Origin of the sequence: Mycobacterium celatum, from assembly GCF_002101595.1 — a bacterium.
In the GTDB taxonomy this organism is placed as follows: domain Bacteria; phylum Actinomycetota; class Actinomycetes; order Mycobacteriales; family Mycobacteriaceae; genus Mycobacterium; species Mycobacterium celatum.
In genome coordinates this window covers 23,565-46,819 of sequence record NZ_LQOM01000050.1, presented here as the reverse complement: position 1 = coordinate 46,819, position 23,255 = coordinate 23,565, and the positions used below count along the sequence as shown (strand labels likewise).

At 65.5% G+C, this 23,255-nt stretch carries 20 protein-coding genes and 1 tRNA gene; 10 read left to right on the top strand and 11 right to left on the bottom strand.

Annotation, left to right across the window (positions count from 1 at the left end; translation table 11 throughout):
- Position 1 precedes the first annotated feature (1 nt).
- From eccA to AWB95_RS23900, 5 genes are all read right to left on the bottom strand, one after another.
- Entirely contained in the window at positions 2 to 1,723 is a 1,722-nt protein-coding gene (gene eccA / locus AWB95_RS21455) for a type VII secretion AAA-ATPase EccA (RefSeq protein ID WP_062539458.1), read from the bottom strand.
- The gene (locus AWB95_RS21450) at positions 1,716 to 2,258 is read right to left on the bottom strand and encodes a hypothetical protein (RefSeq protein ID WP_062539450.1); all 543 of its coding nucleotides are present in this window, start codon (positions 2,256 to 2,258) and stop codon (positions 1,716 to 1,718) included. The genes eccA and AWB95_RS21450 overlap by 8 nt, the downstream gene beginning before the upstream one ends.
- 17 nt (positions 2,259 to 2,275) lie before the next feature.
- Positions 2,276 to 3,121 (bottom strand): ESX secretion-associated protein EspG, encoded by an 846-nt coding sequence (locus AWB95_RS21445; RefSeq protein WP_062539451.1) that lies wholly within the window; start codon positions 3,119 to 3,121, stop codon positions 2,276 to 2,278.
- A gap of 3 nt (positions 3,122 to 3,124) precedes the next feature.
- Positions 3,125 to 3,442: an ESX-1 secretion-associated protein gene (locus tag AWB95_RS21440; RefSeq protein ID WP_084707038.1), complete on the bottom strand. Its 318-nt coding sequence runs from the start codon at positions 3,440 to 3,442 to the stop codon at positions 3,125 to 3,127.
- A gap of 99 nt (positions 3,443 to 3,541) precedes the next feature.
- A complete protein-coding gene (locus AWB95_RS23900; protein WP_232315613.1) occupies positions 3,542 to 5,110 on the bottom strand; it encodes an EspA/EspE family type VII secretion system effector in 1,569 nt (522 codons plus the stop codon).
- Positions 5,111 to 5,419: 309 nt separating this feature from the next.
- Here AWB95_RS23900 and AWB95_RS23120 point away from each other — a divergent pair, with 309 nt between their 5' ends.
- Positions 5,420 to 6,100: a hypothetical protein gene (locus AWB95_RS23120; protein WP_139818534.1), complete on the top strand. Its 681-nt coding sequence runs from the start codon at positions 5,420 to 5,422 to the stop codon at positions 6,098 to 6,100.
- Between the two features lie 7 nt (positions 6,101 to 6,107).
- On the opposite strand, the gene espM is transcribed toward AWB95_RS23120, so the two are convergent.
- Complete coding sequence (gene espM / locus AWB95_RS21430; protein ID WP_062539454.1) at positions 6,108 to 7,196, bottom strand: ESX-1 type VII secretion system transcriptional regulator EspM; 1,089 nt, start codon at positions 7,194 to 7,196, stop codon at positions 6,108 to 6,110.
- Between the two features lie 159 nt (positions 7,197 to 7,355).
- Here espM and AWB95_RS21425 point away from each other — a divergent pair, with 159 nt between their 5' ends.
- Both AWB95_RS21425 and AWB95_RS21420 read left to right on the top strand, forming a co-directional pair.
- Positions 7,356 to 7,559 carry a hypothetical protein gene (locus AWB95_RS21425; RefSeq protein ID WP_062539455.1) on the top strand — a complete coding sequence of 68 codons (204 nt, stop codon included), beginning with the start codon at positions 7,356 to 7,358 and terminating at the stop codon, positions 7,557 to 7,559.
- 140 nt (positions 7,560 to 7,699) lie between these two features.
- Complete coding sequence (locus AWB95_RS21420; RefSeq protein ID WP_084707039.1) at positions 7,700 to 7,990, top strand: WhiB family transcriptional regulator; 291 nt, start codon at positions 7,700 to 7,702, stop codon at positions 7,988 to 7,990.
- A 122-nt stretch (positions 7,991 to 8,112) separates the two neighbouring features.
- On the opposite strand, the gene AWB95_RS21415 is transcribed toward AWB95_RS21420, so the two are convergent.
- The 4 genes from AWB95_RS21415 to AWB95_RS21400 all read right to left on the bottom strand — a co-directional run bounded on the left by AWB95_RS21415 (position 8,113) and on the right by AWB95_RS21400 (position 12,667).
- Positions 8,113 to 9,156: a DUF1942 domain-containing protein gene (locus AWB95_RS21415; protein WP_085168623.1), complete on the bottom strand. Its 1,044-nt coding sequence runs from the start codon at positions 9,154 to 9,156 to the stop codon at positions 8,113 to 8,115.
- Positions 9,157 to 9,361: 205 nt separating this feature from the next.
- Positions 9,362 to 11,170, bottom strand: coding sequence for a serine/threonine-protein kinase (locus AWB95_RS21410; RefSeq protein ID WP_085168622.1), 1,809 nt, complete (start codon positions 11,168 to 11,170; stop codon positions 9,362 to 9,364).
- 251 nt (positions 11,171 to 11,421) lie between these two features.
- Positions 11,422 to 12,288 (bottom strand): hypothetical protein, encoded by an 867-nt coding sequence (locus AWB95_RS21405; protein ID WP_238600953.1) that lies wholly within the window; start codon positions 12,286 to 12,288, stop codon positions 11,422 to 11,424.
- Positions 12,289 to 12,581: 293 nt separating this feature from the next.
- Positions 12,582 to 12,667 (bottom strand) — tRNA-Leu (locus AWB95_RS21400).
- A 245-nt stretch (positions 12,668 to 12,912) separates the two neighbouring features.
- Between AWB95_RS21400 and AWB95_RS21395 the strand changes: the two genes are divergently transcribed.
- From AWB95_RS21395 to pknB, 7 genes are all read left to right on the top strand, one after another.
- A complete protein-coding gene (locus AWB95_RS21395) occupies positions 12,913 to 14,451 on the top strand; it encodes an FhaA domain-containing protein (protein ID WP_062541670.1) in 1,539 nt (512 codons plus the stop codon).
- A 124-nt stretch (positions 14,452 to 14,575) separates the two neighbouring features.
- Complete coding sequence (locus AWB95_RS21390) at positions 14,576 to 15,043, top strand: FHA domain-containing protein FhaB/FipA (RefSeq protein WP_045379966.1); 468 nt, start codon at positions 14,576 to 14,578, stop codon at positions 15,041 to 15,043.
- Positions 15,040 to 16,500, top strand: a complete 1,461-nt coding sequence (locus tag AWB95_RS21385) for a PP2C family protein-serine/threonine phosphatase (protein WP_085168621.1) — start codon at positions 15,040 to 15,042, stop codon at positions 16,498 to 16,500. The genes AWB95_RS21390 and AWB95_RS21385 overlap by 4 nt, the downstream gene beginning before the upstream one ends.
- Positions 16,501 to 16,550: 50 nt before the next feature.
- Entirely contained in the window at positions 16,551 to 17,954 is a 1,404-nt protein-coding gene (locus AWB95_RS21380) for an FtsW/RodA/SpoVE family cell cycle protein (RefSeq protein ID WP_084707389.1), read from the top strand.
- Positions 17,951 to 19,426 carry a D,D-transpeptidase PbpA gene (gene pbpA, locus AWB95_RS21375; RefSeq protein ID WP_062541585.1) on the top strand — a complete coding sequence of 492 codons (1,476 nt, stop codon included), beginning with the start codon at positions 17,951 to 17,953 and terminating at the stop codon, positions 19,424 to 19,426. Before AWB95_RS21380 ends, pbpA begins: the two co-directional genes overlap by 4 nt.
- Entirely contained in the window at positions 19,423 to 20,718 is a 1,296-nt protein-coding gene (locus AWB95_RS21370) for a serine/threonine-protein kinase (RefSeq protein WP_085168620.1), read from the top strand. Before pbpA ends, AWB95_RS21370 begins: the two co-directional genes overlap by 4 nt.
- Positions 20,718 to 22,598: a Stk1 family PASTA domain-containing Ser/Thr kinase gene (gene pknB / locus AWB95_RS21365; protein ID WP_062541831.1), complete on the top strand. Its 1,881-nt coding sequence runs from the start codon at positions 20,718 to 20,720 to the stop codon at positions 22,596 to 22,598. Before AWB95_RS21370 ends, pknB begins: the two co-directional genes overlap by 1 nt.
- Here the strand turns inward: pknB and AWB95_RS21360 are convergent.
- Positions 22,576 to 23,247 (bottom strand): aminodeoxychorismate/anthranilate synthase component II, encoded by a 672-nt coding sequence (locus AWB95_RS21360; RefSeq protein WP_085168619.1) that lies wholly within the window; start codon positions 23,245 to 23,247, stop codon positions 22,576 to 22,578. The genes pknB and AWB95_RS21360 overlap by 23 nt on opposite strands.
- Between the last annotated feature and the right edge of the window lie 8 nt (positions 23,248 to 23,255).

Genomic DNA, 23,255 nt, shown 5'->3' with positions numbered 1-23,255 from the left:
CTCACTCGCCGATATTGAGTCGTCGATGCACGGCGGCTATGGCTTCTGCCATGTCTTGCCCGTTGATCTCGCGCAGGCGGTCGACGTCCAGGTCGTCGATGTTGATGGCCTGCGCCAGTCGCATGTCCCGGTACTGCTCGGCGGATTCCACCAGTTGGCGTGCATAGCGGCCGTTACCCGCCACATCGAGTGCCGGTTTGTCTCCGAATGTGCGCTGACTCAGCAGTTTCGCCGCCTCCAGCAGATTCTCGGCCGCGTCGATGCTTAGCGTCGAGTCATTGGCTGTGGCAATCACTTTCGCGATCTCGAGGATCTCCTCGGGCGAATAGGAGTCGAATTCGATCCGGGTTGCGAAGCGTGACCGCAGCCCGTCGTTGACTTCCAGCAGCCGCTCGATGTCGGAGCTGTAGCCGGCGATGATCACCACGAGGCGGTCGCGGTCGTTTTCCATGCGGGCAAGCAGCGTGTCGAGCGCCTCGGTGCCGAACGGGTCGGCGCGGCCGTCTCGTTCTTGTACCAGCGTGTAAGCCTCGTCGATGAACAGCACACCGCCGACCGCGCGGTCGATTGTCTTAGCGGTCTTGACTGCCGACTGACCTTCGTATTCGGCGACGAAGTCCTTGCGCGAAGTCTCGACGAGCTTTGGTTCGGCGATCACCCCGAGCCCGGCCAAGATATTGGCGACCACCCGGGCTATCGTCGTCTTGCCCGTACCTGGCGGCCCGGCGAAGATCATGTGCTTGCTTGCCTGGGCGACCTTCATGCCCTTGGCGGCACGAACTTTGGCCATCTGGGTCGCTGCCCGGTATCTCTCGATCTGTTCTTTGACCCGGCCCAATCCGATTTGACGGTCCAATTCGGCCTGAGCCTCGGCAAGCAGCTTCTCCTGACCGGAGGTGTCGGCGACAACGCTGGACGGGTCCCACGGATCTTTGCGGGCCGCGATCTTTTCGGCGCTGGTGGGCACCAGTCGGTAGCCCGGATCTCTCAGTGCTGCAGCAACTTTGGGCTCCGGATAGTTTGCCTGCAACCATTCCAGCAGCGGTATCGCGCCTTCTTCGTTGCCCTGGCCGCGCCGAACCATGGCCAGATACCAGGCGATCGCGCGTCCACATGCTTGACCGGCGGGCGAATCGTGCGTCTCCGTGAGCCGCCGCTCAGCCTCGCTGTACAGACCCAGGTTGGCCGCCGCAACCCCGTGGGCAACACTGGCGGCAGCAGCCAGGAAGCTGTCGGTCCAGGTTGAAGACCCTCTAACCTCGTCGATCACATCGGTCCAGCGCTCCGCTGCGCCGTAGACCACCGCCTTGACCCATGAGACCAGGAACTCCGCACCGCTGGCCGGGGCGCTCTCCAAGGCGTCCATCGCGTCGGCGAAGCTTCCGGCGGAAGCTTCGCTGACGGCAAAGCCCAGGGTGATCGCCAGGGGAGAGGTAATCGGGTACGTGATGTCGCCGTACAAGCCGCCGATCGGGACTCTTGCGTTGAGTGCGTTCATCGAAATTTCCGCAGCCCCGGCCAGTCGCCCGAAGTTCATCCGCGAGTACCAGGCCCGAAACATCGTCACTCGGTCGGTGTCGCCGCACTTGATCCGACCGATCCACGCATCGCAGGCGGACTCGTCATAGTTCGTGATCTCGGTGAACAGCTCCATGGACCGCGCCGGCGACATCGGCAGCATGCTCACGGCGCTGGCGAACATATTGGCCAAATGATCAGTCATGGTCACCTGCATATCGTGTCGCGAAGACCTGTGCCGTCGCCGCTGTTGCTTCCTCTGGCGTCGGCAGGTTCAGGTCGCGGGTAAGGAAGTCGCGTGTGGTCGCGTTGTCTTGCCCGAGTTCACGCATAGCCTCGGAGATGAATGCGTACTGCGCGGACCGCGCCTTCTGCCTGGCCAGGTCCGCGATGACGCGTATCTCTTCAGCAAGATGCGCTTCGCTCATAGTCGTCACTTTCGCCGTCAGATCAATCCGCTGCACACGCCCATCCATATACGCCGTCACCGTCACCGTCCCGGGCGGGTTGGTCACCGTGAACAGCGGCGATTGAAGCTCGTCGTCCTCCTCTTCGGGGGTGCCGAAGGCGTCCAGGTCGCCGTCAGTATCCCCCGCCTCCCCGGTCGGGACATACTCGTCGAACACATCTAGCACGGACTCCTCGGCGCCGTCATCGGCGACGGAGAAATCTAGGGCGGACAGATCATCGTGATCGTCGTCGTCACCCTCTAGATCGTATGGCGGAACGCCATCCACCATGCTTCCTTCCCAAACCCTTACTGTGAGTACTCGGCCTCGGTCGGATCGAACCATCCACCCGAGGGCAAGAATCCCACCAACCCCTCCAGCGCGCGCTGGAGATTCTCGTTTGTGCCCGGCAGGAAACTGCCGTAGAGCTCACCGTTGACGCGACGCGGAATCGAGACCACTCTGCCCTGTCGCGAGTCCGCAACACCGGCTGCCAGATCGGTAGTCGTCGTCGTGCCGCCTGGGTGGCGTTCAGTTGCGGTGATTTCGACCCAACTGGTCGGGTTGGCGATGATGTCGGCGTAGATGCGCGCCGATGACGGAGCGACGCCGTACTGCGCGATCTGGGTGGGAGTCGTGCACTCGGCAAGCTTGCTGGCGACTCCGGTGAGCGGTTCGACGTCGGCGGGTTCGGCGGGCCCCAGGACGGTGGTCACCATGCCGGCCAAGCCGACCTGCGGAGCCACTAACTGGAGCACCAGCATGTCTCCGTCGCGGGCTGCGACCACATGGCGTTCGCCTTTGCGGCACACGACAAACCGCACCATGGTCCCGCCGTTGACGTCGCGGCGCCACCACCTGGCTTCCAGTGTCCGGTCTGCCCTGCTGAGCGTGTCGACCATGGCCGCGACCGCCGGATGCGGCGTGCCGTAGAGGTCGAGAACACCCTGATCGGTGAGATCTCGTCGCACTTGGTCCCAAACAAGATCTCGCAGCTCCAACTGGGGGATATTGGGCCGGATGCCCAATGAGATCGGGAAATCCACCAAGTTCAGGCGGTCGGCGATCACCAACATGCCGTCGATGGTCACCTCCACCCCGACAACGTCGTCGATGTTGGCGCCCGCGCGGTCGGTCGTATACGAACTCGTCATCGTCTACCTCGTGTGCATCTGTCCGTCGAGCTTGCCGGCCTCGTGCTGGTCGGTGCACTGATAATTAGTTGCCGCCATGTTCAGCTTTTCCGCGAGGTCGGTCGATACCGCTTGCATGCCGGCGCTCGCGGCGCTTCGGGTTTGTTCGGCCATCATTACCGCCGCCGTAGTTCCGGCGCAGATAACCCCGTGGTTCACCAGCATCGAGCTGCTGACACCTTGAGCTGCCGCTGATGCTGCTCCGACTAGAGACGCGGCTTGTTGCTGTTTGCTCGACAGCTCGTGCAGTTCTTCTGTTGTGACTTGTAACGGGTCGGTCATGGATAGACCCCCCTCTTCCTACTCGTTATCTACAACTGCCTTATTTACAACTGCGCCGACGCGGTGGCGTGCGGTATCGGTGGATTGACCGATCCAACCTTAGGTTGCCCGCTCCTCCACCTGATCGGTATCGGTCTCGACCTCGTGGCTAACGGGCGCGCGCCCCATCGGGGGCAGCTTGCTCGTGTCGGGTCCTGCACCGGGAACCGTTTGTGGTCCAGGAGGTTTCGGGACACTGGGCCCCGGCCCTGCTCCGGGCGTAACCGGCTGCACCGGTGGGGTGGTGCTTGCCAACCCGCCTCCGCCTGTCTGCCCACTGAATGCCGTCGCTACCGGCGTGGGGCCACCGCTCGGCGTAGTGGTCACCCACGGGATGTTGCGGGTGGACGGCGTCCCGGGCGACGTTGGCGTGTCCGGTGAGCTGGGCGTGGTGGGCTGGCTCGGCATGCCGGGTGCGCTGGGAGCGCTCGGAACAGTAGGCATCCTGGGCGCGCCAGGCCCGGTCGGAGCGCTGGGCGTCCCGGGTGTGCTGGGCTCCCCGGACTTGCCAGGCCCGCTTGGCGAACTCGGCTTGCTCGGCCCACTCGGCGACCCTGACCTGCCGGGCTCACCCGGCGAACCCTGCTTAGTCGGCCCGGTTGGCGAACCCGATTTGCCCGGACTACCGGGCGTAGCAGACTTGCCCGGGCCACCCGGGGTGCCATCAGTCCCCGGCGACGGACAGAAGGCAGACGGCGCGCCGGTTGGGCGCGCGGTGGAGGCCACCTCGTTGTATTTGCCGATCACTTGCTGCACTTGCATCGCGTTCTGCATGGCTTGGAAGGCCATCTGGGTCATTCGTGCGTAGGGGAGGGGCATCGCGCCAGCCACCACTCCCGTTTGGAATGCCAAAGACATCTCTGGGCCGACCACAGGTACGGCATACATCGCGATGGCTGCGGGAATGCAGACCATTAGGAAGTCCGATGCGACGTCTATGCATGTCTGGGTCTGGGTGAGCTGGCGCGCCTCTTCTTGCACAATCCCGTGCATCATGTTGTCGGCGTGCGCCATGATTTCTGCGTGGCCTTGTTGTTTGGTGTTCTGTTTGGTATACGCTTGCGACCCCGCGCCTTCCCAACCGTTCGGAAAGGCGGATTCCAATACTTCGCAAATCTGTTGGAACTGTGTCGAACCGTTACCGAATCGGTCACCTGAATCGGGGTCTCCAAAGCCCAGCTGGAGGCTCATCAGGGTAAGGGCTAACAAAGCTGCATCAATAATCGGGGTCTCCGCGCCAGCTAGACCGCTTACCCACTTTGAACCCGCTTTGGAGAATAGCTGTTTTCCAAACTGCTCGAGACCTTCGATTCCAGCTTTCTTCCCGGCGGCCTCCATCAGCCTGCCGGTCGTCTTTAGCATGTCCGGCAGACTCTTTAGCTTCAAGCCCTTACCGAGGCCACTCCCCATATCGCCGAAGAGGTCTACGATGTCTTTCGGATTACCGTCCAGCGCACCCGTCAGATGGTCGAGCGCTTTCCAACCATCGTTAAGGTTATTGAGTGCTTTACCGCTTTTGCGGAAAGCGCTGCCGCCGCCTGGATCCAGCAGTTCTGAGAACTTTTCAGGTACTCCTAATAAGTCATAGAACTTCTGCAGGCCTGCATCCTCATTCGGACCATCACCCATACCGGGCAGCTCCCTTCGTCGGATCACAGCGTATCAGCGTGCCGATGGTCCCCCGTGCATGAATTTGGCGGGCGGCATCCCGCTCAAGCATCGCTCTCATCCAAAAGAGTGCGACGGCGGCTTTGGCCAAAGGGCCAGCTAGTCGGAGGGATAACGGCGCTAGTCCCAAAGATGTCCACTTCGGCGCGCGGTGGCCTCCGCACCGCGATCTAGATGCACGGGTCCACGCCCAGACGATGCGATGGTGTGCTTTGCAACGGATCGATACGGTCGCTGCACCCAGGGCGAAGTTATGAGAAGGTATCGGTCATGCCATGGTATCCGGGTCCGGACGGTCATTACATCACCAGCTTCTGGGATGGTCAGCGGTGGGCGATATCCCTTACCAACGACCACCTAACGCTTCAAGGTCAGTGGATCGCGTTCAGCGATATTACCCAAGTTGCGTACTGGAACAGGACAATAATCGGTGTACCCGGTCCAGCAAATAATTACGGCAGCGGAATGTATATCTATCGAGGGTTTTCTGTAAATGATTCTCGTGGAAATAACTATACTCTCAACTTCGACAATCCGGTGGCGAGAGATGTACCAGAAAACGAGACAGCGTGGAGAGGATTGGCTGACATCTCTCGTCGGTTTATTGAACCGCAAGTCTCCCACCGTATTCTTGGGTCCCTGCGCGAGGGAGAGGAGTATACAATCGATGACGGCGGGTGCTTCATTGCACTTTCGAGTTCAGGCTTCCGTGGGAAAGTCTTCCGCACGAAAGCATTCTCCTGGTCCGACTTTTACCACGTCGAAGTTAACGCTGCCTTCAATAACATGTCTCCCGGCAAGAACCACGGACAGGCAAGGGTGTGGGCGCAGGTAGGGGAGAAGCGGAAGACGCGCCTAGTCACTGGCCTGGATACGACAGTGCCGAACGCGGTCGTATTGGCGACCCTAATGCCGATGTGCGCGGCTGCTTTTGCGACGCAAATTGTTTAGCCCTGGCTCAACGCCAGCTGATCTGGGCAATCAGCGATTCGAGCGCATCCGCGGTCGCGGCAGGTAGCGCTTCCTCTGTCTCCGCGCGGACGATCACGTCGTCGGTTACGCCTGCCGCCTGCGCGGTCTCCGATATCGATAGGTTCGCCCGCCGACGCGCGGCATACAGCCGCTGCCCGAGCGTCGCGCCCGGCGCCGTCGCAGCCAGCATCATCAGCTGGTCGTAGTGGTGACGTACCGTGCTGAGCGCCTTGATCAACGGCGGAGTGACCTTGCCGATTTGCGTCGCCCGAACGGCAACGGCCTCGAGTCGGCGCAAGTCCGCCAGGATCGATGTCACCCCGCCAGTGAACTCGGGATCCTGCACCGGCGGCAGGGCGGAGATCGCCAGGCTGCAACTATCTACCGCGGCGATGACGGCCTGCGCGATCAACGGCACTTGATCGTCGCCGGACAGAATCTCGGTGACCTCTTCACCAGGGACGGGGCCGCCCTCCCGGATGCGCGCAATTGCACCGGGCGGCCAGCGCAACACCTCCTCGAGCTTGGCCCGGGTGCGTTCCCGCGGCCAGCTACGACCCTTTTCGAAAGCGATGAGCGCCCCGGCGTTGATGACCCCGTCGGCAGCAAGGCTGCGCTGACTGATGTCGAGCTCGCGGCGACGTGCCGCCGCCGCCGCGCCGGCGCGGACCACACCGGGGTCTAGGTCATCGATCTGCCACGTGCCAGTGACATCGAGGTCTTCGGGCTCGCTGGACCGCTGCCGGTCTCCGGGTTTATTCTGCTCGACGACCTCGAAGGTCAACGGCCTGCCTTGAGCCGGGTCGCCCAGGCGCACTGTTGTCCTACCTTTGACGGCTACCGAGCTCGTCCGCAATCCGTCGACGAACATCCCGTAAGGACTGCTGTCGACGACCCGCCACTGCCCGTCGATGGATTCCACCTTGAGGGCAACCCGCGGATCGTTGATCTGTACCCGGTCCTCTGGGTTCCTACCGATTGTCGCCACCCCGCGACCGGCCTCGATCGCATGCGATTTCTCGCCGTCCTGCACGATCAACAGGGTTGAGTCGGCAGTCGGCTCGACGTTGGTCATCTGAGGGGTTCCTTGGGATTTCGGTTGGCTTTGGTCGCCGCTTCGATGGTAACCGTTGCACGCCGCTGTGCGCTATGGCCGGAGCTACGTTTGTTAGGCGACGCACGTCTCTCGAGAAGGGGTGCGGCAGCACGTAAAACCGTCTCAGCGCTACGGCTTATGCCGCGGAAACCGGCGCGTGTCTTCGCCGCTGTCGGCGTCGCCGATGTGTTGTCCACCGGCCCCGGCCGGGCGGGCGTTCGGCGACCACTTGCGTCGTCCTATCTGCATGTGAACTGCTATGACGCCGTCGTCGTCGCGATGGCGCCGGCAGGCCAGCCCGGCCCCGTGCGGCAAGGCGGCCGCCAGGCATGGCCGACGTGACGTTCGGGGTGCCCTTCGTAAAGTGTTGCGCCGACCGTTGCAGGGAATGTAGCGGTAACTGTTGCACTGCTACGGTTTGTGCTATACGCTTCTGAACCATCGGCCGTGAGACCGCGGCACTTATCGAAGGAACGGGACACATGACCGCAACAGCTCTCTACGAACTCCCGCTGGGTGCGTGCACACGAGACCCGGAGCGTTGGACGACGATCCCCGACGAAGAGGCCAAGACGATCTGTCGGTCTTGCCCACGTCGCTGGCTTTGTGCTCGAGAAGCTTGCGAACTGCCTGGGGTAGAAGGCCTTTGGGCCGGAGTGGTGGTTCCTGAAACGGGTCGTGCACGGACGTTTGCGCTGCGCCAGCTCCGCTCACTCGCCGAGCGCAACGGCTACCCCGTGAGGGACCGCAAGGCCTGCCCGGTCCCCGCATAACCAAGTCGACGCCCCGCCGCCAAACGAGGGGGTGGCAGCGAAGCGTCGCATATGAAACCGACCCCTGCGGATAACCGCAGGGGTCGGATTCTGTCCGGGGTCGGGAAGTAGGGATTCCCGGCTTAGCCGTTGCGGCCGGCGCCGCCCTGGCCCTGGCTCCCCGCCGGGGTCGCCTGGCTTGCCCCAGGTGTCGGGGCCGTCGGGCTGCCGGCAGTCGTATCCGGGCTGCCCGCAGTACCGGGCGCCTCTGGCGTGCCTCCCGAAGAGGGCGTCCCCTGGCTGCCGCCCGGCTGCTGACCACCAGGCGACGTCTCCGGCGCGCCGGATGTGGCCGGAGCAGGAGCTGCCGGCGCACCTGCTGCTCCAGGTGCTGCAGGTGCTCCCTGTGCCGGGGCTGCCGGGCTACCCGCCGCCCCAGGCGCTGCAGGTCCAGCAGGCACTGCCGGGGTACCAGCTGCCCCGGGCGCGGCGGGGCTGACGGCCGGCGTCGCAGCGCCGCCAGCGGTCGGTGGCGTTCCCTGGCTGCCAGCCGGAATCGGCGTCCCCTGGCTACCGGTGGCTGTAGGTGCCGCAGGGTTGCCGGCGGGCGTAGCCGCCCCCGGCGTCCCGGTCTGCGCAGGCGTGGTGGAGTTGCCGGCGGGAGAAGGTGTCGCACGTCCACCGGTTCGGCCTTGCGGCTGTGACGACTGCACCCAGGATGCGAGTTGGTTGCCGCCACCGTCCGTGTACACGACCGAGTTCGGGTTGTCGCCGGTCACGTCGAAATAGATCTTGCCGCTGGTCTTTTGGCCCTCCGCAAGACCGGCCGGGTTGACGCCCTGCGGAGTGGCGACCTGGTACAAGACGTGGTACGTCTGGCCACTCGGCGACACCGCGTTGAAGTTCGACACGATCGGCGTGGCCCCGCCCTGGATGGCCTCATCGGTGGCGGTGGCTTCCCACAGCGTGCCGTGCGGTTGGTACGGAATGCTGTCTGAGCTCGGCTTCAGGTCGGTGACGGTCCAGCCCTGAACATTGGTGCCGTTGACGATCTTCGCCTGGCTGCCCAGACTCTGGCTGCTGGTAGCCGCGCCCTCATCGGCCGAAGCGAACGATGCGCCAGCGATCCCGATGGCACCTGCGGCGGCAATGGCTGCTGCTGCCAATGCGCTGGTTCTGATCTTCAAGATGATTCACTCCTTTTTCGTCTTCAATCGTCTTCGGTGGCGGCTTCGCTGCGACGGATTGCTGCCAACACCGGCACATTATGCCGATTCTGTGGAGCCTAGATGTCGCCAGCGCTAATTAACACCCCTGTTCTACCACCCGCCCCGGCAGCGTCGCGCGCCGCTTGTATCCGCCGTCCGCATTGAACCGGGCCGGCGACAAGCGTCATGAATGCGTGCTCCACCACATATATAGCTGCTCGAGAGTTGGCCCTTGCGGCTCACCTTGGACCACACTGACCAGCTGTTCGTCGTCATTGGTCCACACAACCGCCGGGTAGCCCTGCTGCATTGCGCATAGCAGCATGCCGCTGACTTGGTCCGGTGTGGCGTTTCGGTGCCAAGGGCCCGGTGATTGTATTCGGCCGGGGCAGTCGACGGGTGCGGAAGTCTTGACGATTCTGTCGAACGCAGCACGCGCCGTCGCTTTGTCGGGAAATAGTGCGTAAGTTGCCGAGGGCGGCCCGTCCGGATCGACATTTTTCCCGCAGGACACCTTGGCGAACGCGTCTTTTGGCGGCGTAATCGGCTTGCAGACGTCGGGCGGGTAGCCAGGAGGCAGCATGCCGAACAGCCGGGCTTGGGATTCGGCGGGCGGCGGTGTGGACACCGTCGGCGACGACGCAGCGGTGGGGGAGGACGTCGGCTCGGGCGTGGGTGACGGGCCCGGTGAGGAGTCCGAGGGGAGTAGCAGCCAGACCAAGCCGCCGATGGCGACCACGGCCGCCGCGGCCGCGACCAGGGGAAGCCGACGGTTTTGTTTACGTGGCCTGCGGGGCGCGGGGCGGCGTGGGGGGATTCCTGTTGGCGGAGCACCGAATTGGCCCGGCCAGCTGCTCCCAGCCGGTGTGAAGGAAGGGGCGGAGCGGGACGTTTCGCCCGGCGCGGGACCTGGGTGCACGGGCCCCGCAGCACCGCCGCCACCCCATCCGGGGCCCGCGGGCTGCGGCGGTGGTGGTGGTGTCGGGCGGGGCGGCGCCTCCGTGCCGCTCGCCGGACGCGTCGAGGGTCCTGGCGGGGGCGGCGGTGTGGCTGGCGGCGGAGGCGGGGGAGGCGAAGGAAGGGGTCGTGCTTCGAGATCGGGAAGGGTGGCTTCTTCGCTGCGCTCGATGATGTCGCCCGCGCGATCCTGATCCCGTGCGCTGAGCGCCTCGAGCGCTGCCTGCGCCAGTTCGCCGGCGCTGGCATAACGGTCCTTGGGGTCTTTGGCCATACCGCGAGCGATCACCTTGTCGAATGCACTCGGAATACCGGGGTGCAGTTGACTCGGGTGCGGAATGGGCTCCATCAAGTGCGCGGTAATGAGCATTCCCGCACTGTCGGCCCGATATGGCGGCGAGCCGGTCAAGCACTCGTGAAGTACGCAAGCCAGTGCATAAACGTCGACGCTGTGGGTGACCTCGGCATTGGTGAAACGCTCGGGAGCCGCGTATTTCCACGTGCCCACCGCGCTGCCCGCCTGGGTCAACCTCTCGTCGGTGGTGGCACTTGCGATGCCGAAATCGACCAGATAAGCGAAATCGTCGCGAGTGACCAGAATGTTTTCCGGCTTGATATCGCGGTGTATCACCCCGGCGGCATGGGCAGCATCCAGTGCCGAAGCGGCCTGGCGCACAATTGCCACGGCGCGCGGCGGAGTCAATGCACCAGACTCTTTCAATAACGTCGCCAAATCGGTGCCCTGGATCAGGCGCATATCCAAATACAGCTGCCCGTCGATCTCGCCGTAGTCGTGGACGGGAACCACGTGCGGCTCTTGCAAGCGGCCCGCAGTCCGGGCTTCGCGTTGCAGTCGTTCACGGAACACCGGATCCTGGCACAGCGCCGGGGAGAGCACCTTCAGCGCGACGACCCGTTCTTTTACCGTGTCCTCGGCCTCATAGACCTCGCCCATCCCGCCACGCCCGAGCAGGCGTGTAAGGCGATAGCGCCCAAATTGTGACCCCACGCGCGAACCCTGCGCGGTGTCGCTCATCGCCGACTCCTTAAGTCAACCCACGACCCCACCGACAGCGGCGAGACGATCTTCCGGCAGACATGCCGACCGCGACGCCAGGGTGCGTCAACTACGACGGTAATTCCTCGGCACTTTGGTCACACGGTTACCGTAGCAGCCGCCCTAAGGGGGCTACTCAGCTCTTAGTTAGCACGTCAAGTCGGCGCCAGTCAGGCAGATAAATTTTACGGGAGGCATTCAGGCGGGCGCGCGTTGACGTCGGCTGCCGGTTACGTCAACTCGGTACGACGCCGGCTGGGCTCGGGCTCCGGCTCCCCGTCGCGGATCGGCGGGCGCCCGGAGTGCGGCCGACGCATCCTGACGTCAGTGGGCTCTTCGAGCTGTCTGCTGCGCCACCGATTGCGAATTTCCTGCGTCGCGTGCTTGATCCGGTCGATCTCGCTGCGCACGTCTTCCGGTCTGGTTTCCTGACTGGCGACCTGAAAATACGTCAGCAGGCAGCGCAACAGCTCCAGCTTCTGCTTCTCGCGCTTAGCCAGGTCGTGCGACGTCATCAATTCGATCCGCTGCACCGGGGGCAGCGTGCCCCAATCGAGCACCACTTTCGTTTCGATCGGTTTGCGTCGCCGCGCTCTGAAATTGCTCCACCGGCCTTCCGGAGCCGGACTGTCGTAGTAGGTGACCGTTCCGGTGAAAAGCGATGCAATAGCACCACCAAGTTGATGACGATCCAGGGCCGAATCCCACACCGTGCGCCACTCCTGGCCGGGCGCCAACTCCGGCAGCTCCTCGGGCAGATGCAGTTCGGTGATGTCGACCATGCCCTCGTAGGCGTTCTCGTACTCGGCGACGGTGGGCGGGTTGTTGAACTGGAACCGCACGTCATACGCCGTCCGTTGACCGAAGTTCCTGACCACCAGTTCCACGAGATGCCAGTCCGCGGCGTGCGGCTCCATGAACATGGTGACCTGCGGGCGGTGGTCTTCGAAACTCAACTTGCGCATGCGGGCGAGGTGGTAGCGCACATAGATCAGCGCCACCAGAGCGACGACGACGATCACCCACAGCGCAAGGCCCAGCCAGGCGGTGGACCCGAAGTTGCTCAGGTCATGCCACCGGTCGCTAATCCAGCCCACTGACTCCACCTTCCGCTGGCGCACTCGCATCGGGCCCCCCGCCCCTGCTCGTAAGGGTGCATCATAATGACTCGGCCGCTTAGCCCTGGTCGGGACTGGAATCCGCGGGCGTCCTCATATCGACGGGCTGAGGCGATTCTGCTCGATCGGAGCGACTTAATTAACTGGCTACCGGATTGGTCGCGCCAACACGCCAGCTTCTGGAAGTCGTTGCTGCCGTTTATATTCGATCAGGCTTGATACTGCGGACATGGCGACCGAACCTCGGTCGGCGACGACCCGCCTGGTCAAGATGGTGGGCGAAGGGGGACTTGAACCCCCACGTCCCGAAGGACACTGGCACCTGAAGCCAGCGCGTCTGCCATTCCGCCACTCGCCCTAGACAACCGGTGGAGACTACCACTGTAATAGTTGGCTTCCCCAATCGCGCCAGTGCCCCGGAGGGGCTGGGCGCACCTGGGTCGATCGCCGGTGACCTGCTGAGATGCGATTCTCAGAGTTCTGGAGGTGCCGCTGAGCTGCGCTGGCCCGATACCATCTGGGAAGAACACGGGTGACGCGACGCGAGGGAGGTCGTCCGCCCTGCAGCGGCGAGGCAGCAAAACGAGTGAGGCAGCGCTGAACATGAGCAGCCAGAAAGGGCTAGTTCAACGTATCGAGCGCAAACTCGAGGCCACCGTCGGTGATGCGTTTGCCCGGGTGTTCGGCGGCTCGATCGTCCCGCAAGAGCTTGAGGCCATGCTGCGTAGAGAAGCGGCCGACGGTATTCGGCCGCTGCAGGGCAATCGCCTTTTGGCTCCGAACGAATACATCATTACCCTCGGTATGCACGACTACCAGAAAGTGGGCACCGACCCGGCTCTGACTTCCAACGCTTTCGCTAAGCGCTTGGCGGCATACATCGGCGAACAGGGGTGGCAAACGTATGGTGATGTGGTCGTCCGGTTCGAACAGTCGTCGAACCTGCACACCGGGCAGTTCCGCGCCCGCGGCGCTGTCAACCCCGACGTGGAGCCCCACCCGACAATTAGCGATTTCGCCCCGCCACAATCAGATCATGCGTTCCGCGCAGAATCAGGAGTACCACCGATGACTGAGAATTCGAGCTATCGCGGCAGCCAGGGGCAGGGGCGGCCCGGTGACGATTACTACGACGACCCCTACGGGCGCGGGCCCGACGAGCCTCGGGGCGGCGGCCAAGAGCCGCGCGCTCCGTATCCGCCGGAATCCGGTGGTTATCCGGACCAGCGCGGTTATCCGCCCAGGCAGCCGGACCAGGGCGGCTACCCCGACCAAGCCGGTTACCCGGACCAGCGCGGCTACCAAGAGCAACGGGGTTACCCCGAGCAGGGCGCTTACCCAGACCAGGGCGGCTACCCGGAGCAGCGGGGCTACCCGGACCAGGGCGGCGGCTACCCAGACCAGCGAGGCTACCCCGAGCAAGGCGGCTACCCCGAGCAAGGCGGCTATCAGCCCTACGAACAGCGCCCGGCCGGCGGCTACAGCGCCCCGGGCTACGACGCAGGTTATCGACAAGGCGGCTACGGCCAACCCGCCGGCCAGGGTTACGGCGACTACGGCGACTACGGGCGGGGGCCGGCCCGCCCTGACGAAGGCGGCTACGCGCAACCCGACCAGCGCGCGCCCTATCCGGACCAGGGCGGTTACGACCAGGGCTACCAAGGCGCCCCGGGTTACGGGCGCCAGGACTACGGTCAACCCGATTACGGCCGCTACCCGGACGCCGGTCCTGCCGGTGGCGGCTACGCCCCGCCCGCCGCAGGTTACGCCGAACCGGCGGGCCGCGACTACGACTACGGCCAGGCAGGGGCCGCTGGTTACGGCGGTTACGGCCAGAGCGCTTACGGGTCCACCGGCACCACGGTCACGCTGCAGCTCGACGACGGCAGTGGGCGGACCTACCAACTGCGTGAAGGCGCCAACATCATCGGCCGCGGGCAGGACGCACAGTTCCGGCTGCCCGACACCGGGGTGTCGCGTCGGCACCTGGAAATCCGCTGGGACGGACAGGTCGCGCTACTTTCCGACCTCAACTCCACCAACGGCACCACCGTCAACAACGCACCCGTGCAGGAGTGGCAGCTTGCCGACGGCGACGTGATCCGCCTGGGCCATTCAGAGATCATCGTCCATATTCACTGAGGTCACAGCCGGGCCAAGCTAACCAGCTTCACTCCGCGTCGAGCGCTGTCCAAGTATCGTGACGTTGCTGATGTGCTCGGTATCGCGGGCGAAGCGAGCGGTGCCAGGACGGAGAGGACGCCAGATGCAGGGATTGGTACTGCAGCTGACGCGCGCCGGATTCTTGATGCTGCTATGGCTATTCATTTGGTCGGTGTTGCGAATTTTGCGGACCGACATCTACGCGCCGACCGGCGCGGTGATGGTGCGACGCGGCTTGGCGTTACGCGGCACCCTGCTGCCGTCGCGGCAGCGGCGCACCACCGCGCGCTACCTGGTGGTGACCGAAGGCTCGCTGGTGGGCGCACGGATCACGTTGAGCGGCCAACCGGTGCTGATCGGCCGGGCCGACGATTCGACCTTGGTACTCACCGATGACTACGCTTCGACGCGGCACGCGCGGCTATCCCAGCGCGGCTCGGAATGGTACGTCGAGGACTTAGGATCGACCAACGGTACTTACCTTGACAGGGCGAAAGTGACGACGGCGGTACGGGTTCCCATTGGCACGCCGGTTCGCATCGGCAAAACGGTAATCGAGTTGCGCCCGTGACCCTGGTCTTGCGTTATGCGGCTCGCAGCGATGTCGGCCTGGTGCGTTCCAACAACGAAGACTCGGTCTATGCCGGCGCGCGGCTGTTGGCCCTGGCCGACGGCATGGGCGGCCACGCGGCCGGCGAAGTGGCGTCGCAGTTGGTGATCGCCGCGCTGGCCCACCTGGACGACGACGAACCGGGCGGTGATCTGCTGGCCAAGCTCGACGCCGCGGTGCGGGCCGGCAACTCGGCCATCGCGGCCCAAGTCGAGATGGACCCCGATCTCGAAGGTATGGGCACCACTCTCACGGCAATTCTGTTCGCGGGCAACCGGCTTGGGTTGGTGCACATCGGCGACTCGCGCGGGTACCTGCTGCGCGACGGCGAGCTGACGCAGATCACCAAGGACGACACGTTTGTCCAAACCCTGGTTGACGAGGGGCGCATCACCCGGGAGGAGGCGCACAGCCACCCGCAGCGCTCGTTGATCATGCGGGCCCTGACCGGTCACGAGGTCGAGCCGACCCTGACCATGCGGGAGGTACACGCCGGTGACCGTTACCTGCTGTGCTCGGACGGACTCTCCGACCCGGTCAGCGACGAGACCATCCTCGAAGCGCTGAAGATCCCCGACGTCGTCGAGGCCGCCGACCGCCTCATCGAACTGGCGCTGCGCGGCGGGGGCCCCGACAACGTGACTGTCGTGGTAGCCGACGTCGTCGACGACAACTACGGCCCGACCCAGCCGATCATCGCGGGCGCGGTGTCGGGCGACGACGACCAACTCACCCGGCCCAACACCGCCGCCGGGCGGGCGTCGGCGATCAGTCCCCGCAAGAGCGTCGTCAAACGTGTTCTGCCACAAATAGATACGTTCCCACGCCCGCGGCGATCGCGACGACGGATGGCGATCGGCGTCGCGCTGGTGGTGCTGCTGATCCTGTCGGGGCTGGCGGTCGGCCGCACCGTGATCCGCAGCAACTATTACGTGGCCGCCTACAACGGCAATGTGTCGATCATGCGCGGCATCCAGGGTTCGATACTGGGCTTTCCGCTGCACGAGCCGTATCTGGTCGGCTGCCTCAACGGCCGCAACGAGCTGTCGCAGATCAACTACGGCCAGTCCAAAGGCACGCTGAACTGCCGACCGATGAAACTGTCCGACCTGCGTCCATCGGAACGCGCCCAGGTCGCCGCAGGCCTGCCGGCCGGAACTCTCGAGGACGCCATCGCGCAACTTCATCAATTGTCCGCCGGCTCCTTGCTGCCGCCGTGCCCCCCGCCGCGCGCCACCTCGCCGTCCTCGACCGCGCCGACCACCAGCCGCACACCGGAACCGGGCGCGCCGCCGCGCAGCACGGCAGGCCCCGAAGAACCCGCGCAAGGTCCGTCGCCAACGACCACCGCGCCCACTGTGACTGCACTTCCCCCGCCGCCACCCGAGCCAGGAACCGATTGCCGGGCGGCGGCATGACCCGCGCCGGCGGCGATGCAGCGCGCAACGACGAGGACGCGACGCGCGCAGTGAGCACGGCGCCGCAGCCGCCCGTCGCGGTGACACCTCCGCTGCCGACCCGGCGCAACGCCGAACTGCTGTTGCTGTGCTTCGCCACCGTGATCACCGCGGCGGCGTTGACGATCGTCCAGGCCAACCAGGACCGCGGGTTGCGTTGGGACCTGGTCACTTACGCCGCCGCGTTCCTGGCGGTCTTCGTCGGCGCGCACCTGGCCATCCGGCGTTTTGCGCCCTACGCGGATCCGCTGCTGCTGCCGGTGGTGGCCCTGCTCAACGGCCTGGGCCTGGTGATGATCCACCGGCTCGACCTCGCCGGCCCCCGCCACAGCAGTGGCCCCAGCGCCAACCAGCAGATGTTGTGGACGGTGGTCGGGGTGGCCGCGTTCGCGTTCGGGATGAGCACGCTGAAGGATCACCGGCAACTGGCCCGCTACGGCTACATCAGCGGGCTGGCCGGCCTGATGCTGCTGGCGATTCCCGCGCTGCTGCCGGCATCGTTTTCCGAACAGAACGGCGCCAAGATCTGGATTCGGTTGCCGGGCTTTTCGATTCAGCCCGCCGAGTTTTCCAAGATCTTGCTGCTCATCTTCTTTTCGGCGGTGCTCGTGGCCAAACGGGGGCTGTTCACCAGCGCCGGGAAACATGTGCTGGGCATGGACCTGCCCCGGCCCCGTGATCTCGCGCCGCTGCTGGCCGCCTGGGTGATCTCCGTCGGCGTGATGGTCTTCGAAAAAGACTTGGGCACTTCGCTTTTGCTGTATGCATCGTTTTTGGTGGTGGTTTATCTGGCCACCCAGCGGTTCAGCTGGGTGGTCATCGGGCTGGCCTTGTTCGCGCTGGGAAGCCTTGCGGCGTACTACGTTTTCGACCACGTCCGGATACGCGTGCAGACCTGGCTGGACCCGTTCGCGGACCCCGACGGCAACGGCTACCAGATGGTGCAGTCGCTGTTCAGCTTCGCCACCGGCGGCATCTTCGGCACCGGGCTGGGCAACGGACAACCCGATACCGTGCCCGCGGCGTCGACCGATTTCATCACCGCCGCGTTCGGAGAAGAGCTCGGATTAGTCGGTCTGGCAGGCATTCTCATGCTGTACACCATCGTCATCATCCGCGGGCTGCGCACCGCGATTGCGGTGCGTGACAGTTTCGGCAAGCTGCTGGCCGCGGGCCTGTCCTCGACACTGGCCATCCAGTTGTTCATCGTGGTCGGCGGCGTCACCAAGCTGATTCCGCTGACCGGCCTGACCACGCCGTGGATGTCCTATGGCGGCTCGTCGCTGCTGGCCAACTATGTGCTGCTGGCGATTTTGGTGCGCATCTCGCACGCAGCGCGGCGCCCATTCCGCGCCCGGCCTCGCAACACGTCGCCGATCGCAGCGGCCAGCACCGAGGTGATCGAGCGGGTATGAATGCCTCCCTGCGCCGGATCTCGCTGACCGTGATGGCGCTGATCGTCTTGCTGCTGTTCAACGCCACTCTCACGCAGGTGTTCACCGCCGACGGGCTGCGCTCCGACCCTCGCAACCAGCGGGTGCTGCTCGACGAATACTCGCGCCAGCGCGGTCAGATCACCGCCGGCGGGCAGTTGCTGGCCTATTCGGTGGCCACCGACAACCGCTTTCGTTTCCTGCGGGTCTACCCCGAGCCGGCGGTGTACGCGCCGGTGACCGGCTTCTATTCGCTGCGCTATTCCAGCACCGGGTTGGAACGCGCCGAAGACCCGCTGCTCAACGGCTCCGACCAGCGGCTGTTCGGCCGCCGGCTGGCCGACTTCTTCACCGGCCGCGACCCCCGCGGCGGCAACGTCGACACCACCATCAACCCGCGTGTCCAGCAGGCCGGCTGGGATGCCATGCAGCAGGGCTGCGGCGGACCGTGCAAGGGCGCGGTGGTGGCGCTGGAGCCGTCCACCGGCAAGGTCCTGGCGCTGGTGTCGTCGCCGTCCTACGACCCCAACCTGCTGGCCTCACACAACGCCGAGGAGCAGTCGCAGGCCTGGCAGCGGCTGCGCGACGACCCCGCCTCGCCGCTGACCAACCGTGCCATCGCCGAAACCTACCCGCCTGGTTCGACGTTCAAAGTGATCACCACCGCCGCCGCGCTGCAGTCGGGAGCCACCGAGGACGAGCAGCTCACCGCGGCACCCAAGATTCCGCTGCCCGACAGCAGCGCCACGCTGGAGAACTACGGCGGCTCCTCGTGCGGCCAGGAGCCGACGGTGTCGCTGCGCGAGGCCTTCGCTCACTCGTGCAACACCGCATTCGTCCAACTCGGCATGCTCACCGGCGCCGACGCGCTGCGCAGCACCGCGCAGTCGTTCGGCTTCGACGCGGCGCCAGACCCCATTCCGCTGCAGGTCGCCGAGTCCACCCTCGGCCCGATCCCGGATGCCGCGGCGCTGGGCATGTCGAGCATCGGGCAGAAGGACGTCGCACTGACGCCGTTGGAGAACGCGCTGGTGGCCGCGACCATCGCCAACGCCGGAGTCACCATGCAGCCGTACCTAGTCGATAGCCTCAAGGGGCCGGACCTGGCCAACATCAGCACAGCCACCCCGCACGAACAGCGCCGTGCGGTGTCGCCGCAGGTCGCGGCTAAGCTAACAGAGTTGATGGTCGGCGCCGAGCAAGTCACACAGCAGAAAGGGGCGATCCCCGGCGTGCAGATCGCATCCAAGACCGGTACCGCAGAGCACGGCACCGACCCGCGCAACACTCCACCGCACGCGTGGTACATCGCCTTCGCGCCGGCACAGACCCCGAAGGTGGCCGTTGCGGTGCTGGTGGAGGATGGCGCCGACCGGCTGTCCGCGACCGGCGGTGCGCTGGCCGCGCCGATCGGACGGGCGGTGATCGAGGCCGCCCTGCAGGGAGGACCATGAGCCCGCGAGTAGGTGTGACGCTGTCTGGCCGGTATCGCCTGCAGCGCCTCATCGCCACCGGCGGCATGGGCCAGGTGTGGGAGGCGGTGGACAGCCGGCTGGGCCGCCGCGTCGCGGTCAAGGTACTCAAGAGCGAGTTCTCCTCCGACCCCGAATTCATCGAACGGTTCCGCGCGGAGGCGCGCACCACCGCGATGCTCAACCACCCCGGGATCGCCAGCGTCCACGACTACGGCGAAACCCAGATGAACGGCGAGGGCCGCACCGCCTACCTGGTGATGGAGCTGGTCAACGGCGAGCCGCTCAACTCCGTCCTCAAGCGCATGGGCAAGCTGTCGCTGCGGCACGCGCTGGACCTGCTCGAGCAGACCGGTCGTGCGCTGCAGGTCGCGCACGCCGCCGGCTTGGTACACCGCGACGTCAAACCCGGCAACATCCTGATCACCCCGACCGGCCAGGTGAAGATCACCGACTTCGGCATCGCCAAGGCCGTCGACGCGGCGCCGGTCACCCAGACCGGCATGGTGATGGGCACCGCCCAATACATCGCCCCCGAGCAGGCGCTGGGCCACGACGCCACCCCGGCCAGTGACGTCTACTCGCTGGGAGTGGTTGGCTACGAATGCGTTTCGGGCCGTCGCCCGTTCACCGGTGACGGCGCGCTGACGGTGGCGATGAAGCACATCAAGGAGCCGCCTCCGCCGCTGCCCAGCGAGCTGCCGCCCAATGTCCGTGAACTCATCGAGATCACGCTGGTCAAAAATCCGGGCATGCGCTACCGCAGTGGGGGCCCTTTCGCCGACGCGGTAGCGGCCGTCCGCGCGGGTCGCCGGCCGCCGCGACCCAACCAGGCGGCGACAGCCGGGCGGGCCACCCCCGCCTCCATCCCGTCCGGCGCCAAGGCAAGGGCCGTCGCCAACCCCAGCGGCCGCACTCCCGCGGCGCGCCGATCACGGCCGACGACGGGCGGGCACCGACCACCGCCGCCGCGCCGCACGTTCTCGTCCGGCCAGCGCGCACTGTTGTGGGCGGCGGGTGTGCTCGGCGCACTGGCGATCATCATCGCGGTGCTCATCGTCATCAACTCTCGCGACGAGACCACGCAGCCTCAGCCGTCGGCGCCCACTGTCACCGATACCGGGACGCCCTCGCCGAGCAACGCGGGCTCGTCGACGGTACAGCCGTCCAATTGGACGGATCGCGGGGCGACAGGTAATTCTGGACGGCAAAAGGCGCAGCCTGCAGCTGTCGCGTTGACGCACGCGTCGCTGGATCGACACGAGATACGGTAATGACCACCCCGCAACACCTGTCCGACCGCTACGAGCTGGGGGAAATCCTCGGCTTCGGCGGCATGTCCGAGGTTCACCTCGCCCGCGACGTCCGGTTGCACCGCGACGTCGCGGTTAAGGTGTTGCGCGCGGACCTGGCCCGCGACCCGAGCTTCTATTTGCGATTCCGGCGTGAGGCGCAAAACGCCGCGGCGCTGAACCACCCGGCGATCGTCGCGGTGTACGACACCGGCGAGGCGCAGACGGACGCCGGGCCGCTGCCCTACATCGTGATGGAGTACGTCAACGGGGTCACGCTGCGCGACATCGTGCACACCGACGGCCCGATGCCGCCGAAAAAGGCCATCGAGGTCATCGCCGACGCCTGCCAGGCGCTGAACTTCTCTCACCAGCACGGCATCATCCACCGCGACGTCAAGCCGGCCAACATCATGATCAGCAACAACAACGCGGTCAAGGTGATGGACTTCGGCATCGCCCGGGCAATTGCCGACAGCGGCGGCAACCGCGTCACCCAGACCGCGGCGGTGATCGGGACGGCCCAATACCTCTCGCCCGAGCAAGCCCGCGGTGAGCCGGTAGACGCCCGCTCCGATGTCTACTCGCTGGGTTGTGTGCTATACGAAATACTTTGCGGAGAGCCACCTTTCGTTGGTGACTCACCGGTCGCGGTGGCCTATCAGCACGTCCGCGAAGACCCCATCCCGCCGTCGCAGCGGCACGAGGGCATCCCACCGGAGCTCGACGCCGTGGTGCTCAAGGCACTCGCGAAGAACCCGGACAACCGCTACCAGACCGCCGCGGAGATGCGCGCCGACCTGATTCGCGTGCACAACGGGGAGCAGCCCGAAGCGCCTAAGGTGCTCACCGATGCCGAGCGCACGTCGATGATGGCGTCGCATCCCTCTGGCCCGGTGGGGCCGCAAACGGACCCGCTGCCGCGTCAGCAACTCGACTTCGCCAAGGACCGCAATGCGGGTTCGGTTGGCCGCTGGCTGATCGCGGTGGCGGTGCTGGCCGTGCTGACCGTGATCGTGACGATCGTGATCAACACGTTCGGCGGCAACATGCGCAATGTGCAGGTGCCCGACGTGCGGGGTCAGGCATCCGCCGACGCGATTGCGACGCTGCAGAACCGCGGCTTCAAGACCCGCACACAGCAAAAGCCCGATTCGACCGTCCCGCCCGACCATGTCATCGGCACCGATCCCGGCGCCAACTCCTCGGTGGGTGCCGGCGACGAGATCACCATCAACGTGTCCACCGGACCCGAGCAGCGTGAGGTGCCCGACGTCTCGTCGCTGAGCTACGCGTCGGCGGTCAAGAAGTTGAAGGCCGCCGGATTCGGGCGGTTCAAGCAAGTCAATTCGCCGTCGACGCCGGACATGAAGGACCGGGTCATCGGAACCAACCCGCCAGCCAACCAGACCTCGGCGATCACCAACGAAATCACCGTCATCGTCGGGTCGGGTCCGGCGACCAAGCAGGTGCCCGCCGTCGCCGGGCAGACCGTCGAGCTCGCGCAAAAGAACTTGACGGTGTACGGCTTCACCAAGTTCACCGAGGCCGCCGTGGACAGCTCCCGCCCGGCCGGCGAGGTGGTCGGCACCAATCCGCCCGCCGACGCTACGGTGCCGGTGGACTCGGTGATCGAGCTGCAAGTGTCCAAGGGCAACCAGTTCACGATGCCCGACCTGTCCGGCATGTTCTGGACGGACGCCGAACCGCAACTACGGGCGCTAGGCTGGACCGGGGTGCTGGTCAAAGGCGCCGACGTCGACGCCGGCGGCGACAAGCACAACCGGATCGTCTACCAGAGCCCGGCGGCGGGACAAGGCGTGAACAAGGACGGCCCGATCACGCTGAAGTTCGGTCAGTAGCCGGCAGCGCGGCAGTGCTTTTCATGACCTCGTTCTCCAGCCGGCGCACCAGCGCGTCGTCCCGGGGGTGTCCGCAGTAGGCCAGCCAATTGGCCAGCATCCGATGACCGCCCTCGGTGAGGATCGACTCTGGGTGGAACTGCACGCCGTGGATCGGCAGCTCGGTGTGCCGTACCCCCATGATCACGCCGCTTCGAGTACGCGCGGTCACCTCGAGCTCAGCCGGCAGGGTCTCCGGCAGAATCGTCAGCGAATGATAGCGGGTTGCCGTGAATGGATCCGGAAGCCCTTGCAGCACACCGACATTCGTGTGGAAGACGCTGCTGGTCTTGCCGTGCAGCAACTCGGGGGCGCGGTCCACGGTGCCGCCGAACGCCACGCCGATGGCCTGATGCCCCAGACACACGCCCAGCAGCGGGGTGCGCCCCGCCGCGCAGGCATGCACGAGGCCGATCGAGGCGCCGGCGCGCTCGGGCGTGCCCGGTCCCGGGCTGAGCAGCACGCCGTCGAACTCGGCGGCTACCGCGGCGTGGTCGGACAGCCGGGCGTCGTCGTTTCGGCACACCTGCGCCTCGACGCCGAGCTGCCCGAGGTACTGCACCAGGTTGAAGACGAAGCTGTCGTAGTTGTCGACGACCAGGATCCGCATCGCAACAG

Coding starts and splice junctions, on each gene's coding strand:
- AWB95_RS23900 (WP_232315613.1), bottom strand. CDS start 5,110: ATGGGTGATGGTCCGAATGAGGATGCAGGCCTGCAGAAGTTCTATGAC.
- AWB95_RS21410 (WP_085168622.1), bottom strand. CDS start 11,170: ATGAGCGACACCGCGCAGGGTTCGCGCGTGGGGTCACAATTTGGGCGC.
- pbpA (WP_062541585.1), top strand. CDS start 17,951: ATGAATGCCTCCCTGCGCCGGATCTCGCTGACCGTGATGGCGCTGATC.
- pknB (WP_062541831.1), top strand. CDS start 20,718: ATGACCACCCCGCAACACCTGTCCGACCGCTACGAGCTGGGGGAAATC.
- AWB95_RS21395 (WP_062541670.1), top strand. CDS start 12,913: ATGAGCAGCCAGAAAGGGCTAGTTCAACGTATCGAGCGCAAACTCGAG.
- AWB95_RS23120 (WP_139818534.1), top strand. CDS start 5,420: ATGCCATGGTATCCGGGTCCGGACGGTCATTACATCACCAGCTTCTGG.
- AWB95_RS21440 (WP_084707038.1), bottom strand. CDS start 3,442: ATGACCGACCCGTTACAAGTCACAACAGAAGAACTGCACGAGCTGTCG.
- AWB95_RS21370 (WP_085168620.1), top strand. CDS start 19,423: ATGAGCCCGCGAGTAGGTGTGACGCTGTCTGGCCGGTATCGCCTGCAG.
- AWB95_RS21450 (WP_062539450.1), bottom strand. CDS start 2,258: ATGGTGGATGGCGTTCCGCCATACGATCTAGAGGGTGACGACGACGAT.
- espM (WP_062539454.1), bottom strand. CDS start 7,196: ATGACCAACGTCGAGCCGACTGCCGACTCAACCCTGTTGATCGTGCAG.
- AWB95_RS21420 (WP_084707039.1), top strand. CDS start 7,700: ATGACCGCAACAGCTCTCTACGAACTCCCGCTGGGTGCGTGCACACGA.
- AWB95_RS21445 (WP_062539451.1), bottom strand. CDS start 3,121: ATGACGAGTTCGTATACGACCGACCGCGCGGGCGCCAACATCGACGAC.
- eccA (WP_062539458.1), bottom strand. CDS start 1,723: ATGACTGATCATTTGGCCAATATGTTCGCCAGCGCCGTGAGCATGCTG.
- AWB95_RS21360 (WP_085168619.1), bottom strand. CDS start 23,247: ATGCGGATCCTGGTCGTCGACAACTACGACAGCTTCGTCTTCAACCTG.
- AWB95_RS21390 (WP_045379966.1), top strand. CDS start 14,576: ATGCAGGGATTGGTACTGCAGCTGACGCGCGCCGGATTCTTGATGCTG.
- AWB95_RS21425 (WP_062539455.1), top strand. CDS start 7,356: ATGCCGCGGAAACCGGCGCGTGTCTTCGCCGCTGTCGGCGTCGCCGAT.